The sequence below is a fragment of the Duganella sp. sic0402 genome, assembly GCF_019219065.1.
Classification (GTDB): Bacteria; Pseudomonadota; Gammaproteobacteria; order Burkholderiales; family Burkholderiaceae_D; genus Rugamonas.
Genome location: NZ_JAHUWK010000006.1, coordinates 176,285 through 190,023, shown reverse-complemented (window position 1 = coordinate 190,023; position 13,739 = coordinate 176,285). Strand labels below are relative to the sequence as shown.

Annotated in this window: 14 protein-coding genes; 5 read left to right on the top strand and 9 right to left on the bottom strand. The window is 61.3% G+C overall.

The features are described from left to right. Position 1: 1 nt before the first annotated feature. The 9 genes from KW842_RS16470 to mpl form a co-directional block, all read right to left on the bottom strand. Positions 2-1,732, bottom strand: coding sequence for an ABC transporter permease subunit (locus KW842_RS16470; protein ID WP_218305189.1), 1,731 nt, complete (start codon positions 1,730-1,732; stop codon positions 2-4). Positions 1,733-1,880: 148 nt separating this feature from the next. Next, positions 1,881-2,846: a magnesium/cobalt transporter CorA gene (gene corA / locus KW842_RS16465; protein WP_218305188.1), complete on the bottom strand. Its 966-nt coding sequence runs from the start codon at positions 2,844-2,846 to the stop codon at positions 1,881-1,883. Positions 2,847-2,895: 49 nt separating this feature from the next. Further along, complete coding sequence (gene mtgA, locus KW842_RS16460; RefSeq protein ID WP_218305187.1) at positions 2,896-3,609, bottom strand: monofunctional biosynthetic peptidoglycan transglycosylase; 714 nt, start codon at positions 3,607-3,609, stop codon at positions 2,896-2,898. Next, the gene (gene aroE, locus KW842_RS16455; RefSeq protein ID WP_218305186.1) at positions 3,606-4,424 is read right to left on the bottom strand and encodes a shikimate dehydrogenase; all 819 of its coding nucleotides are present in this window, start codon (positions 4,422-4,424) and stop codon (positions 3,606-3,608) included. The genes mtgA and aroE overlap by 4 nt, the downstream gene beginning before the upstream one ends. Positions 4,425-4,428: 4 nt before the next feature. Next, positions 4,429-5,292, bottom strand: coding sequence for a TonB family protein (locus KW842_RS16450; protein ID WP_229223735.1), 864 nt, complete (start codon positions 5,290-5,292; stop codon positions 4,429-4,431). A gap of 56 nt (positions 5,293-5,348) precedes the next feature. After that, on the bottom strand, positions 5,349-7,376 hold the full coding sequence (locus KW842_RS16445) for a ribonuclease catalytic domain-containing protein (RefSeq protein WP_218305184.1): 2,028 nt from the start codon (positions 7,374-7,376) through the stop codon (positions 5,349-5,351). After that, positions 7,373-7,966: a chorismate lyase gene (locus KW842_RS16440; RefSeq protein ID WP_218305183.1), complete on the bottom strand. Its 594-nt coding sequence runs from the start codon at positions 7,964-7,966 to the stop codon at positions 7,373-7,375. The genes KW842_RS16445 and KW842_RS16440 overlap by 4 nt, the downstream gene beginning before the upstream one ends. Then, entirely contained in the window at positions 7,963-8,541 is a 579-nt protein-coding gene (locus tag KW842_RS16435) for a YqiA/YcfP family alpha/beta fold hydrolase (RefSeq protein ID WP_218305182.1), read from the bottom strand. The genes KW842_RS16440 and KW842_RS16435 overlap by 4 nt, the downstream gene beginning before the upstream one ends. Then, a complete protein-coding gene (gene mpl / locus KW842_RS16430; RefSeq protein ID WP_218305181.1) occupies positions 8,541-9,905 on the bottom strand; it encodes a UDP-N-acetylmuramate:L-alanyl-gamma-D-glutamyl-meso-diaminopimelate ligase in 1,365 nt (454 codons plus the stop codon). Before mpl ends, KW842_RS16435 begins: the two co-directional genes overlap by 1 nt. Before the next feature lie 84 nt (positions 9,906-9,989). Between mpl and KW842_RS16425 the strand changes: the two genes are divergently transcribed. From KW842_RS16425 to accC, 5 genes are all read left to right on the top strand, one after another. Then, the gene (locus KW842_RS16425; protein ID WP_218305328.1) at positions 9,990-10,625 is read left to right on the top strand and encodes a hypothetical protein; all 636 of its coding nucleotides are present in this window, start codon (positions 9,990-9,992) and stop codon (positions 10,623-10,625) included. Next, on the top strand, positions 10,622-11,176 hold the full coding sequence (locus KW842_RS16420; RefSeq protein ID WP_218305180.1) for a TlpA disulfide reductase family protein: 555 nt from the start codon (positions 10,622-10,624) through the stop codon (positions 11,174-11,176). Before KW842_RS16425 ends, KW842_RS16420 begins: the two co-directional genes overlap by 4 nt. An 84-nt stretch (positions 11,177-11,260) precedes the next feature. Further along, positions 11,261-11,698 (top strand): type II 3-dehydroquinate dehydratase, encoded by a 438-nt coding sequence (aroQ, locus tag KW842_RS16415; RefSeq protein ID WP_218305179.1) that lies wholly within the window; start codon positions 11,261-11,263, stop codon positions 11,696-11,698. A gap of 87 nt (positions 11,699-11,785) precedes the next feature. Further along, positions 11,786-12,250, top strand: coding sequence for an acetyl-CoA carboxylase biotin carboxyl carrier protein (gene accB, locus KW842_RS16410; protein WP_218305178.1), 465 nt, complete (start codon positions 11,786-11,788; stop codon positions 12,248-12,250). 105 nt (positions 12,251-12,355) lie between these two features. After that, entirely contained in the window at positions 12,356-13,735 is a 1,380-nt protein-coding gene (gene accC, locus KW842_RS16405; RefSeq protein WP_218305177.1) for an acetyl-CoA carboxylase biotin carboxylase subunit, read from the top strand. The last annotated feature ends 4 nt before the right edge of the window (positions 13,736-13,739 follow it).

Here is a 13,739-nt window from a genome sequence, read left to right as displayed (position 1 = left end):
CCTAGAAATGCAGCCGGCTTTCGGCCATGGTGTACAAACGGCGCCAGACGAAATGGTTAAAGCCCATCACGAAAATGCACATGATGCCGATGCCCAGCGCAATGCGCGGGAAGTCGCCGCTGGCGGTCATCTCGGCGATATAGCTGCCGATGCCGTGCGCCTTGAGCGTGGTCGGTCCCCAGCTGACAAATTCGGCGACGATGGCGGCGTTCCACGAACCGCCGGATGCGGTGATCGCCCCGGTGACAAAGCTCGGGAAAATCGCCGGCAGCAGATAGCGGCGCCATTTCAGCCAGCCGCTCAGGCCGAAATTTTTGGCCGCGTGGCGCAACTCGGTGGGGATGGTCGAGGCGCCGGCGATCACGTTAAACAGCAGATACCACTGCGTCCCGAGTATCATCAGCGGTGACAGCCAGATGTCCGGGTTCAGCTGATAGCGCATGATGATAATCACCGCCACCGGGAACACCAGGTTGGCCGGAAACGCCGCCAGGAACTGCGCCACCGCCTGCGTGCGGGAAGCCCAGCGAGGGTTCATGCCGATCCAGATGCCGACCGGCACCCAGATGACGGCCGCCAGCGCCAGCAACACCACCACCCGCAGCATGGTGTATACGCCCAGCATCGCCACATGCGCCACTTCGCTCCAGCCAACTTCGGTGCGGATGAAATGGATCAGGCTCCACAGCGCATAGAACACCACGGCCGCGATCACCGCGTCCCACACCCGCTGCGGCACCACCGATGGCTGGTCCTTGCGCGCACGGATCGAGGTGCCATCGTGCGACAGCCGGAACACGGCGATGGAACGCGACAGCTGGTGTGCAAACCAGGCCACCAGTTGCTGCGTGCGCTCGGTGCGGCGCAGCCAGGTCAGCAGCCATGAAGACTGGGCGGTATCGCCGCCGGTTTCCTCGAAGCGGAATTTGTCGGCCCACGCCAGCAGCGGCCGGAAGAACAGCTGGTCGTACAGCAGCACCGCGATCAGCATCGCAAAGATGGCCCAGCCAATCGCGCCCAGGTCGCTCTGCTCGATCGCCAGCGCGATGTAGGAGCCCATGCCCGGCAGCTTGATGGTCTGGTTGGACACCATGATGGCCTCCGAGGCCACCACGAAGAACCAGCCGCCCGACATCGACATCATCATATTCCACAGCAGGCCGGGCATGGCGAACGGCAGTTCCAGCCGCCAGAAACGCTGCCAGCCGGACAACTGGAACACCTGCGCAGCCTCCGACAATTCAGCCGGCACCGAGCGGAAGCCCTGATAAGCGGAGAACGCCATATTCCACGCCTGCGAGGTAAAGATGGCGAAGATGGCGGCACACTCCACGCCCAGCAGATTGCCGGGGAAGAGCGCGATAAACGCCGTCACGGTAATCGACAGGAAGCCGAGAATCGGGATCGATTGCAGGATGTCGAGCAAGGGCACCAGCACTTTTTCGGCCAGCCGGTATTTGGTGGTCAGCGCGGCAAACACGCAGCTGAATACCACCGAGGCGGCCATGGCGATGAACATCCGCAGCGTGGTGCGCAACAAGTAGTAAGGCAGGTTGGATGGGTCGAGCGACAGCGGTAGCGCCTGGCCGAGTTCATATGGGCGCGCCATCTGCTGGCTGCCATACGCCATCAGCACGAAGATGGCCAGCACGATGGGCAGCAGGGCCCAGTCCCAGCGGTTACCGCCGGCTTCCACCACCTGGCGGGGGAAAAATTGCCGTTTCTTGTTCATAGTATGTCTTTCTCTGGCGCGGCAAGGAGAGGCCGCGTGGAGCGAAGGGAGGGAGCGTGACGACGCCGACCGCCATTCTAATAGCTTAACGTTCACGACTTCATTACGGTCGTGAAAGTTACCTAAGAAGCAATACTGTGTTTGGCTGTTATTTGAGCCAGCCGCGATGGCGGAAATACAGGAAGGGGGCGATGGCGCTGGCCAGCATCAGGCCGATGGCGAAGGGGTAGCCCAGCTGCCACTCCAGTTCCGGCAGCCACTTGAAGTTCATGCCGTAGATCGAGGCGATCAGCGTCGGCGGCAGGAAGGCGACCGAGGCCACCGAGAAGATCTTGATGATCTTGTTCTGGTTAATGTTGATGAAGCCGACCGTGGCGTCCATCAGGAAGTTGATCTTATCGAACAGGAAGGAGGTGTGGCCGTCCAGCGATTCGATATCGCGCAGAATCTGGCGCGCCTCTTCAAACTGCTCCGAATTCAGCAGGCGGCCGCGCATCAGGAAGCTGACCGCGCGGCGCGTGTCCATCATGTTGCGGCGGATGCGGCCGTTCAAGTCTTCCTCGTGGGCGATGGCGTTCAGCGCGGCGGCCGCGTCCTGGTCGGTGAAGGTTTCCTGCAGCACCCGGCCGCTGACCTCTTCCAGCTGCTGGTAAATGCCCTCCAGCGCATCCGCCGAATACTCGGCATCGGTGGCGTACAGGTCCAGCAGCACGTCCATGTAGTCGGCGATCGATCCCGGACGCGAACGCGCGCGCATCCGCACCAGGCGGAACACCGGCAGGTCGTCGGTGTGCACCGAGAACAGGATCTTGCGCGCCAGGATAAACGCCACCGTCACGATGCGCGACGGGCCGTCCTCTTCTTCCAGCAGGAAGTCGGTGCGCAGGTGCAGGTCGCCGTTTTCCGCTTCGTAATAGCGGGCCGACGCCTCGATGTCCTTGACTTCGTCCTCGCCCGGCAGAATCACGCCGTAGATGGTGCGCACCCAGGCGCGCTCCTCATCGGTCGGATCGGTCAGGTCCACCCAGACAGGCTCAACCTTGACCAGGTCTTCGCGCGTGTCGATAGGAACCTGGTTGAGACGGCCATTCTGGAGAACGAAAACATTAATCATGGGTAAACGCACCTTTGGAAACAGCGCAAGTGTACCCGCAAAGCCCGGTTTAAGGTAGATCGGCCGAGTTCATGCGGCGCAAAATGACGCCGGTGCGGCGGGCCAGATAGTTGGAATCGCGGTGTTTGTCGAAATAGCGGGGATTGGGCAGCATCACCGCCAGCTTGGCCGCCTGCATCGCGCTCAGGTTGGCCGCGCTGACGCCGTAGTAATGCCGCGCCGCCGCCTCGGCGCCAAAGGTGCCGGTGCCGAACTCCACCACGTTCAGGTAGATCTCGAAAATGCGCTCCTTGTCCATCAGGGTTTCCAGCATATAGGTGATGATCAGCTCCTGGCCCTTGCGCAGATAGCTGCGCGAGCCGGACAGGAACAGATTCTTGGCCAGCTGCTGGGTGATGGTGGAACCGCCCGACACCACTTTTTTCTTCTTGTTGTTTTTCTCGTAGGCCTTCTGCATGGCTTCCCAGTCCACCCCCTCGTGCTCGGAGAAGTTGGCATCCTCGGAAGCGATGATGGCCCGCTTCAGATTGCTGGAGATGCGCTTGTACGGCACCCACATCTGCTGGATATTCGCCTTCGGATTCTTCTCCTGGATGGCCGCCTGCTGCTGGCGCATAAAGCTGGTCATCGACGGGTTATGCCCCACCCACCACCAGATCTGCACGAAGAAATACAGCTGCACCACCAGGAACAGCAGGACCGGCAGGATGAAGATCCACTTCACCCAGCGCCATTTCCCCGATTTGCCGGATGATTTGCTCATAGCTTGGCGCGCAGCTGCTGCAGCACTTCGCCGGTGGCAGGCTGCACGCCGCGCCACAGATTGAACGCTTCGGCCGCCTGCTCGACCAGCATGCCCAGGCCGTCACGCAACTGTGCGCCATGCTGGCCGGCGAACTGCAAGAATACTGTGGGGGTAGCTGCGTACATCATGTCCAAAGCTAAAGATCCTGGTGCGAATACCGACGGCGAAATCGGCGGCAGCTCCGCACTCAGGCTGGCCGCCGTGCCGTTGATGATAATGTCGTACTCGCCTTCGATGCCATCGAAGCCGCAGGCAGACACCACGCCCTCGCCGCCCAGTGCGGCAAATTGTTCAACCAGTTCTTCCGCCTTGGCCACAGTGCGGTTGGCGATCACCAATTTCGCCGGACGATGCTCAAGTATCGGCAACACCACGCCGCGCACCGCGCCGCCCGCGCCCAGCAACAGCACGCGCTTGCCGGTGATCGGAACGACGGCGTTCTGCACGATATCCGCCACCAGGCCGGCGCCGTCGGTGTTGTCGCCGATGATGCCTTCATCGCTGAACACCAGCGTGTTGACCGCGCCAGCCGCGCGCGCGCGGATAGTCAGCGCCTGCGCCAGCTTGACCGCTTCCAGCTTGAACGGCACCGTCACATTGGCGCCCTTGCCGCCTTCGGCGATGAAGGACCGCACCGCTTCGGCAAAGCCGTCCAGCGGCGCCAGACGGCGCTCGTATTGCAGGTCCTGGCCGGTCTGCGCCGCGTACGCGGCATGAATTTCCGGCGACTTGCTATGGGCAATCGGGTTGCCGAACACGCAGTAGCGATCCATATTCTTAACGTCCTCCGCCGCTCATATCGGCTTGTAATTTATCGTCGCGGGTGAACTTGAAGGTGGTGATGATCACCCACAGGTCATCCCGGTCGTTAGACAGCATATTCGGCGGGAATTTGCCGAACGGCGCCGAGCGGCGCACGATGCGCATCGCCGCCTCGTCCAGCGCCGGGTTGCCGGAGCTGCGCTCGACCTTGATGCCGCCATCCCGTTCATAGATGGTGCCGTCCTGGAATACCGGGATCGACAGCATCAGCTGGCCATACAGCTTGCGCCCGTTCACGTTCGGGAAATTCAGCGTGCCGATGTCCTCGATGCGCTTCTGCATGGTCTTGTAATAGATCGCGTAGCCGGCTTCGCGCGTGCTCGGCGTGATCATGGTTTTCTTCGGCCGCTTGTTCTGGTCCTCGATGGTTTCGCTGATTTCCGCCACGCGGCGGGCGATCGCCTTGCTCGATTCCAGCAGGTCGGCGCCGGTGGGCGCCGGGTCCGGCTTCAGCTGCTCGGTGATTGGCGGAGCGGCCACCTTGGAGGACGAGTTCACCTGCGTCAGCAGCTGCTTCTGGCGTTCTTCCAGCTCGGCGATGCGGCGCTTGTTGGCCTTGACGCTGTCGCCCATCTCGGTCTTGCGCATGTCCGGCATCGGCGACTTGGCGCGGCCCTGGTCGACCGTGCCGCCGCCGTCCAGGTTGGCTTGGGCCACCGCATCGGCCTTCAGCGGCGCCTTGTTGTGCTTGGCGTTGACCAGGATGACTTCCAGCCCCGGATCGGCGGCCTGCACTGGCGCAGGCACCGGCGCCACAAAGCGCACCGCCAGCATGGCGGCATGCGCCGCCAGCGACAGGCCGATGGCAAGGTACAGCAAGCGATTTTCTTTAAAAGACTTCACTCGATGGCCGGACTAAAGAGATGTGGCTGATTTTACACCGCCGGCGGTGGCTCGGCGGCAGCTTCGGCAGCCACCTCGACCGCCACTTCCGGCGCGTCGACCGATTCTTCCGGCGCGTCTTCCACGTCGTCCTCGAAGTCGACATCGGCTGGCGCCGCATCGGTCGGGATTTCCAGGATGCGCGCTTCGATGGTCAGATCCACCTCGTCCCAGCGCAGGATATCCAGCTTGACCTGCGCCCCGCGCGCCACGGAAGGCATGCCCGGCAGGCGGATGATCAGCGGAATATCGGTCAGGCGCAGCACTTCGTCCTTCAGCACCACCGCCTCGACCTGGCGCGCATTCTCCTGGCCCAGCCAGCGCAGGCACCAGTAGCGTTCCATATTCGACTGGTGGTCCGCATACGCAGAATACGCCGCATCAAACTGCGACACGATCGCAAACAGCCCCGCATCCTTGTGCTTGAAGTGCGCGACCAGCGGCGCCATCACGCCCTTCTCGGCGCAGGCGAGAATCTGCCACTGGTTCACCAGGTCGGTATAACGGCGCAGCGGCGAGGTGCTCCATGCGTACTGATCGACGCCCAGGCCCTCGTGCGGCGCGGCGTGGGTCAGCATACGCACCTGCATCTTGGCGTTCCAGCCGCCGACGCCACGGCCCTGGCTGCGGTAAATGCCCGGCACGCCGTTGTCGTGCATCAGCTTGCCCCAGGTGCTGTTGGCGAAGATCATCAGCTCGGCGACGATCTTGTCCAGCGGCGCACCGCGCTTGCGGCGGGACACGGTAACCACATCGTCTTCCACATAGAAGTTGAAATCGACGCGGTTGTTCTGCTCCGGCTTCAGGCCGAAACCTTCACGCTTGACCATGCGCGCTGCTTCCAGCACTTGCGCCCATTTCCAGATCAGGCCCAGTTCTTCCTTGCGCGGATAGTCGCCCTCGCCGCTGGCCAGGGTTTCCTCATTGACCAAATCGTCCAGGTCGTTGTGGCGCAGGTTGTTCGCGATGGGCACCATCTCGGCGCGGGTTTCGGTGGCCAGCACCGACCAGTCTTCGGTATTCAAGGTGGCGTACAGCGACAGCGCCGGGCAGGTCTTGCCCTCGGCCAGCGTGAACGCATCAACGATGTTATCCGGCAGCATGGTGATCTTATCGCCCGGCATGTAGACGGTCGACATGCGCGCACGCGCCAGCTTGTCGATCGCGTCATCCGGCTTGATGCCCAGGCCAGGCGCGGCGATGTGGATGCCGATCTTGACCTTGCCATCGTCCAGTTTGGTGATCGAGAAGGCATCGTCAATCTCGGTGGTGGTCACGTCATCGATCGAGAAGGCTTCCACATTCGCCACCGGCAGATTGGCCGGCGCGGATGGCGCAGGCACGTCCGGGAAGCCGGCGCCTTTCGGGAAATTCTCGAACAGGAACTTGGCCATGTGCAGCGCCTTCGGCGACGTCACGCCGCCAACCGCCAGCATCAGGCGTTGCGGATTGGTGTGCAGCTCGGCGCAGGCGGCGTCCAGCGCCTTGTATTCGATGGAATTCTTGTCCGGCTTGAACAGCAGCTGCATGACGATGTTCTGCATCGACTCCGGCAGCTTATTGGCCTTCAGTTCTTCAACATAGCCCTGCTGGACCAGCGCCTGCTGTTTCTTCTTCTCGATACCGGCCAGCGCGGCGCGCAGCGATTGCTCGGGCGCGGCCTTGTAGCGGCCACGGCCCTTCTTATAGAAATACACCGGCGACGAATGCAGGCTCAGGATCAGGCCAGCCGCTTCAGCAGGCTGCGGCGCATGGCCGAAATATTCCGCGCCCAGCTCGGCAAAGCCGAACTCTTCCTCGCCAGCGACTTCCCACAGGAATTCCAGGTCGATCTCGGCGGAGATGGTCTTGGCCTGTTCCATCAGTTCGGCTGGCGCCGGCTTGTCGAATTGCAGCAGCACGTCCTTGGCCTTGACCTTGGTACGCTTGCCGCTGGCCATCTCGACCTGATACGCCTCGCCGGCCTGGGTCATTACGCTGCCGACTTTGAAATCGCCGGATTCTTCAAAAAATACATTCATTGTTTATTCGTGTTCGTTTTAATCAGTTCCAGCACAGACGGCAGGAATACTTCCGTTACCAGCAGCGTACCTTGGCGGCGCTGATATAAACAGCGCCGTGCATATAATATTTGATCCCGTGGCGCGGCCGCCCCGAGCGCCGCGCGCGCGCGTTGCGCCAAAGGATGCCCTTCGCGCAATCTTGCAAATTCCAACACACCGCGTTTGACCAGCGGATCGCCAAACAGCGTGGTGCCCAGCGAACGTTCACCCAAGGTGCTGAACAGCGGCCAATCGCTGGCGTTGGCCGACATCGGCACCACCGTGTGGCCGAATACCGCAGGCGTATTATCACATCTCAGCAGCACTTCCCTTTCCCACACGCGGCCGGGCCGGTGCATGCCGATCGCCACCGCCTCGTCGCTGAGGCAGCGCTCGATGCGCTGATGCAGGCACTGTACGCGGAAATTATGACTGTGTGCTTTCAGCCGCGCAGTCAGCGAACCGCCTGCCGTCAGCCACGGCGCATAGGCTGGCGGCGGGTTCAGCGCCAGCACATGCGGCTGCCACTGCGCCTGCCGCAGCGAGGCGCTTCTTGGCGGCGCGCTCAAGACCGCGCCCCGACGCCGCAGAAGGCCAGTACCTCGTCCACATAGTCCGGGAACTCGGAGATCGCGTGATCGCTGCCCTGAATCAGATGCTGGCGCGCGCCCCGGTAGTGAGCCAGCATGTCGCGGTAGTCCAGCACTTCGTCGCCGGTGGCGGCAACCAGGAAATAGCGTTCCGGCTGGCTGATCTGCGGCACTTCCAGCGCATGCAGCTCATTAATGTATTCGCGTTTAAATTCAAACGGCTCGTCCGAGTGGTACTGGGTGGTGACGCCTACGTGCTGGTCCAGGTTCACGCGCGGCACGATGGCCGGGTTCAGCAGCACCGCTTTGCAGCCAATGCGTTCGGCCAGCCACGTCGCGTAGTAACCGCCCAGCGAGGAGCCGATAATGCTCAGTGCTTCGGCCGGGACATCTTTCACCAGGGACAGCGCCAGTTCGATCGCCAGCTTGGGCGAGGCCGGCAGTTGCGGCGACCTCACCTGATCGGCCAGCCCCAGCGCCGCCATGCGCTCCACCACCACGCGCGCCTTCATCGATTGCGGCGAGGAGCGAAAGCCGTGCAGATACAGAATCATCAGGCCAGCGCTTTCAGGATCTTGTCGTGCACGCCGCCGAAGCCGCCGTTGCTCATCACAATAATCTGGTCGCCCGGCTGCGCGGCCTTGGCCACGGCCGCTACCAGCGCGTCGATATCTTCATAGGCGCTGGCGGTATCGCCGAGCGGCGACAGTGCCTGGCCCAGATTCCAGCCCAGCGCCTGCTCGCTGCCGAAACCGAAGACCAGGTCGGCGTCGCTCAGGCTGCCCGGCAGGGCGTCTTTCATGGTGCCCAGCTTCATGGTGTTGGAGCGTGGCTCCAGCACGGCCAGGATACGTGTGTCCTTGCCTGTCTTCTGGCGCAAGCCACCGACGGTGGTGGCGATGGCGGTTGGATGGTGGGCAAAGTCGTCGTAGACGGTGATATTGTTAACCACGCCGCGCACTTCCATGCGGCGCTTGACGTTCTCAAAGGTGGCCAGCGATTTGGCTGCTTGTGCGATCGGCACGCCGACGTGGCGCGCGGCGGCAATCGCCGCCAGCGCATTGGCGCGGTTGTGCTTGCCGGTCAGCGACCATTCGACGCGGCCGGCCACTTCGCCCTGGAACAGCACCTCGAAGCTGCCGTCATCGAACTCGTTCAGCGCCCAATCCGAGCCGTTCGTGCGGCCAAAACTCTCTTTCTCGCTCCAGCAGCCGCGCTTCAGCACGCGCTGCAAGGGTTCCTCGTCGCCATTGAAGATGACCCGGCCGATGCCCGGCACGGTGCGCACCAGATGGTGAAATTGGGTTTCAATCGCGCCCAGATCAGGGAAGATGTCGGCGTGATCGTATTCCAGGTTGTTCAGGATGGCGGTCTTGGTGTGGTAATGGACGAACTTGCTGCGCTTATCGAAGAAGGCGGTGTCATACTCGTCTGCCTCAATGACGAAGAAGATCGAATCCTTGTCGCCCTGCATGCGCGCCGATACGCCGAAGTTCTTCGGCACGCCGCCGATCAGGAAGCCAGGCGCGTAGCCGGCGTCTTCCAGTATCCAGGTCAGCATGGCGGTGGTGGTGGTCTTGCCGTGCGTGCCGGCCACGGCCAGCACCCATTTATCTCGTAGTATATGTTCGCCTATCCACTGCGGGCCGGAGACATACGGCAGGCCACGGTTCATGATTTCCTCGATCAGCGGGTTGCCGCGCGTGACCACGTTGCCGATCACGTACAGATCCGGGTTCAGCGCGGTCTGCTCCGGGCCGTAGCCGGTGATCAGTTCGATGCCCTGTGCTTCCAGCTGGGTGCTCATCGGAGGATAGACGTTGGCGTCGCAGCCGGTGACGCGGTGGCCCGCTTCTTTCGCCAGGACCGCCAGGCCGCCCATGAAGGTGCCGCAAATACCGAGGATGTGAATGTGCATAGTAAAAAGACGATGACAGCTGACTGAATACGCGATTTTACCTGAGCCGACGCGCTTTTCCCGGTTCAGAGTATTATCTTGTCCATGACTTCCAATGTGAACGAAGAACTCCTGCTCCTGCGCGCCGAAATCGCCGCCGCCGCCGCTCGCCTGATCGCGGAGGATGGCGCCGACTACAACACGGCCAAACGCAAGGCGGCCAGGCAGATCCTCGGCGACACGCAACCACCGCTGAACCTGCTGCCGGACCATGCGCAGATCGAGGCCGAGGTGCGCATCTACCAGTCGCTATTCCATGCCAACACCCAGCTGGCGCGCCTGTTCCGCCTGCGCACGCTGGCGGTTGATATCATGGAAGGCCTGGAAAAGTTCCATCCCTACCTGACCGGCTCGGTATTAAATGGCACGGCCGGCACGCATGACGACATCCATCTGCAATTGTTTGCCGACAGCGCCAAAGAAGTGGAGATCTTCCTGCTCAACCGGAATGTACAAATCGACATCTCGGAAACGCCGCACTTCAAGGGACCGCGCTACGGCATGGTCGAGACAGTCAGCTTCATGTGGCACAAAGAAGGCGTGCACGCTGCCTTATATGAGCTGGACGATTTGCGCGGCGCCGTGAAAACCCGTGGCGACGGCAAACTGGCCCGCGCCGACATCGCCACAGTACGCGCCCTATTAGTTAACAGCACCCATAGCACCCACACCACACCATGAATCCAAAACACCTGAAAGCCTATATTGTTGTCGGCCTGATATTTGCCGCCTCGGGCGCCTATGTCGGCTATCAAAAACAAAATGCCCCGCAGCCGGCCCCTTTGAGCGCCACCCAGCCGGCCGGCGTCACCGGACCGGTCGAGGCACTATATAAAGAGACGCTGCCGGACGCCAAGGGCGTGTCCACGCCGCTGGCCCAGTACAAAGGCAAGGCGATGCTGGTGAATTTCTGGGCAACCTGGTGTGCGCCGTGTGTGCAGGAAATGCCGGAACTGTCCGAGCTGGCCACGGGAGAAGCAGGCAAGAAGCTGCAAGTTATCGGAATTGGCATTGATTCGCCATCCAATATCGCGGAATTTAGCGACAAATATAAGATTACCTACCCGGTCTTCGTGTCCGGCATGAACGGCACCGAGCTGTCACGCCAGTTCGGCAACAGCCAGGGCGGCCTGCCGTTCACGGTACTGATCGGCGCCGACGGCCAAGTCAAGAAGACTTACCTCGGCCGCCTCAAGTTTGATGAGCTGCGCAAAGATTTGGCAACTCTATAAATAGTTTCACAAGTTTTTTTCTCTTGCCAAATGTCAGCAGTTGGCGTCAAAATGCGGATCTTTCGCGGAGAAGGCTCAGGAATCATGGCAAAAAACCTCCTACTGCTCAACGGACCCAACCTGAATTTGCTGGGAAGCCGTGAGCCCGAGGTCTACGGCGCAAGCACTTTGGCCGACATCGAACAAGCTGCCCAGGCACAAGCCCAGGCAGCGGGTGCGAGCTTGTCTTGCTTTCAAAGCAACCACGAAGGTGCACTGATCGATCGCATCCATGCCGCCAAAACGGAAGGCGTGGACGCCATTGTCATCAATCCGGGAGGGCTGACCCATACCAGCGTTGCCTTGCGCGACGCGCTGGCAGGGGTGGCCATCCCGTTTGTGGAAGTGCATATTTCGAATATTTACCAGCGCGAGTCGTTTCGCCACCATTCATTCCTGAGCGCGATCGCAATAGGGACGATCTGCGGACTGGGTATCGATGGATATCGGTTTGCCATCGACTTTGTCCTTAAAAAGCGATAACCTACGCGATCTGCGCTTATTTCAGACCGGTTCCGCCCACAAGGCGCCACCGCAATATCATACAAACAAGACATTCCTGGGGGTTACATGGATCTACGCAAGCTGAAGACCTTGATTGATTTGGTCGCAGAATCGGACATCGCCGAACTCGAAGTGACCGAAGGCGAGAGCAAAGTCCGCATCGTCAAATCGTCGGCCCTGCCGCAAAATCAGATGGTCATGATGCAGCCGCAAGCCATCCCGCAATACAGCGCGCCAGCCCAGGCTGCCGCACCGGCCGCCGCCGCCGCAGTTGCTCCAGCCGCAGCAGAGCCAACCGGCCACATCGTCAAATCGCCGATGGTCGGCACCTTCTACCGCTCGTCGGCGCCAGGCGCGGCAGCGTTCGTGGAAGTTGGCGCTGTCGTCAAGGAAGGCGACACCCTGTGCATCATCGAAGCGATGAAGCTGCTGAATGAAATCGACGCCGACAAATCCGGCACCATCACCCAGATCCTGGTCGAAAACGGCCAGCCGGTCGAATTCGGCCAACCGCTGTTTGTGATCGGCTAAGAACGGCCTGCGCCCTGCCCCGCCGGTACGGGCGCGCCTTCTTGGTCCGCAATCCCTCCTCACCTGACGCAGCCAATCGGCGCTCACAGACCTAGCGAACCTATCATGTTTGAAAAAATCCTTATTGCCAACCGTGGCGAAATTGCCCTCCGTATCCAGCGCGCCTGCCGCGAACTGGGCATCAAGACGGTTGTGGTCCACTCGGAAGCAGACAAAGACGCCAAATACGTAAAGTTGGCGGATGAATCGGTATGTATCGGTCCGGCGCCATCGTCGCTCAGCTACCTGAACATGCCGGCCATCATCAGCGCCGCCGAAGTCACCGACGCTGAAGCCATCCACCCAGGCTACGGCTTCCTGTCGGAAAACGCCGACTTCGCCGAGCGCGTGGAAAAATCCGGCTTCGTCTTCATCGGCCCGCGCTCCGAATCGATCCGCACCATGGGTGACAAAGTCACCGCCAAGCAGACCATGATCAAGGCCGGCGTGCCTTGCGTGCCAGGCTCGGAAGGCGCACTGCCGGACGACCCGAAAGCCATCGTGCAGATCGCCCGCAAGGTCGGCTACCCGGTCATCATCAAGGCGGCTGGCGGCGGCGGCGGTCGCGGCATGCGCGTGGTGCATACGGAAGCAGCGCTGATCAACGCGGTGCAGATGACCAAGACCGAAGCCGGTACGGCCTTCGGCAATCCTGAAGTGTATATGGAGAAGTACCTGGAGAATCCACGCCACGTGGAAATCCAGATCCTCGCCGACGAACACAAAAACGCCGTCTGGCTGGGCGAGCGCGACTGCTCGATGCAGCGCCGTCACCAGAAGGTGATCGAGGAAGCGCCTGCGCCAGGCATTCCACGCAAGCTGATTGAAAAAGTCGGTGAACGCTGCGCTGAAGCCTGCCGCAAGATCGGCTATCGCGGCGCAGGCACCTTCGAGTTCCTGTACGAAAACGGCGAGTTCTACTTCATTGAAATGAACACCCGCGTGCAGGTCGAACACCCGGTCACCGAAATGATCACCGGCATCGACATCGTGCAGGAACAGATCCGCATCGCCGCTGGCGAAAAGCTGCGCTTCCGCCAGCGCGACGTGATGCTGTCCGGCCACGCCATCGAGTGCCGCATCAACGCCGAAGACCCGTTCAAGTTCACCCCGTCGCCAGGCCGCATCACTTCCTGGCACGTGCCGGGCGGTCCGGGCGTGCGCGTCGACTCGCACTCGTATGCGGGTTATTATGTGCCACCACACTACGATTCGATGATCGGCAAGGTCATTTCCTACGGCGCCACCCGCGAGCAGGCGATCCGCCGCATGCAGATCGCGCTGTCGGAAATGGTGGTCGAAGGCATCTCCACCAACATCCCGCTGCACCGCGAGCTGATGGTGGACGCCCGCTTCATCGAAGGCGGCACCAATATTCACTACCTGGAACAGAAGCTGGCCGATATGCCCGACCTGCACAAACTGAGCCTGAGCAACAAAGGTTAAAGAA

Coding starts and splice junctions, on each gene's coding strand:
- aroQ (WP_218305179.1), top strand. CDS start 11,261: ATGGCAAAAAACCTCCTACTGCTCAACGGACCCAACCTGAATTTGCTG.
- mtgA (WP_218305187.1), bottom strand. CDS start 3,609: ATGAGCAAATCATCCGGCAAATCGGGGAAATGGCGCTGGGTGAAGTGG.
- accB (WP_218305178.1), top strand. CDS start 11,786: ATGGATCTACGCAAGCTGAAGACCTTGATTGATTTGGTCGCAGAATCG.
- accC (WP_218305177.1), top strand. CDS start 12,356: ATGTTTGAAAAAATCCTTATTGCCAACCGTGGCGAAATTGCCCTCCGT.
- KW842_RS16445 (WP_218305184.1), bottom strand. CDS start 7,376: ATGAATGTATTTTTTGAAGAATCCGGCGATTTCAAAGTCGGCAGCGTA.
- KW842_RS16425 (WP_218305328.1), top strand. CDS start 9,990: ATGACTTCCAATGTGAACGAAGAACTCCTGCTCCTGCGCGCCGAAATC.
- KW842_RS16435 (WP_218305182.1), bottom strand. CDS start 8,541: ATGATTCTGTATCTGCACGGCTTTCGCTCCTCGCCGCAATCGATGAAG.
- KW842_RS16420 (WP_218305180.1), top strand. CDS start 10,622: ATGAATCCAAAACACCTGAAAGCCTATATTGTTGTCGGCCTGATATTT.
- mpl (WP_218305181.1), bottom strand. CDS start 9,905: ATGCACATTCACATCCTCGGTATTTGCGGCACCTTCATGGGCGGCCTG.
- KW842_RS16470 (WP_218305189.1), bottom strand. CDS start 1,732: ATGAACAAGAAACGGCAATTTTTCCCCCGCCAGGTGGTGGAAGCCGGC.
- aroE (WP_218305186.1), bottom strand. CDS start 4,424: ATGGATCGCTACTGCGTGTTCGGCAACCCGATTGCCCATAGCAAGTCG.
- corA (WP_218305188.1), bottom strand. CDS start 2,846: ATGATTAATGTTTTCGTTCTCCAGAATGGCCGTCTCAACCAGGTTCCT.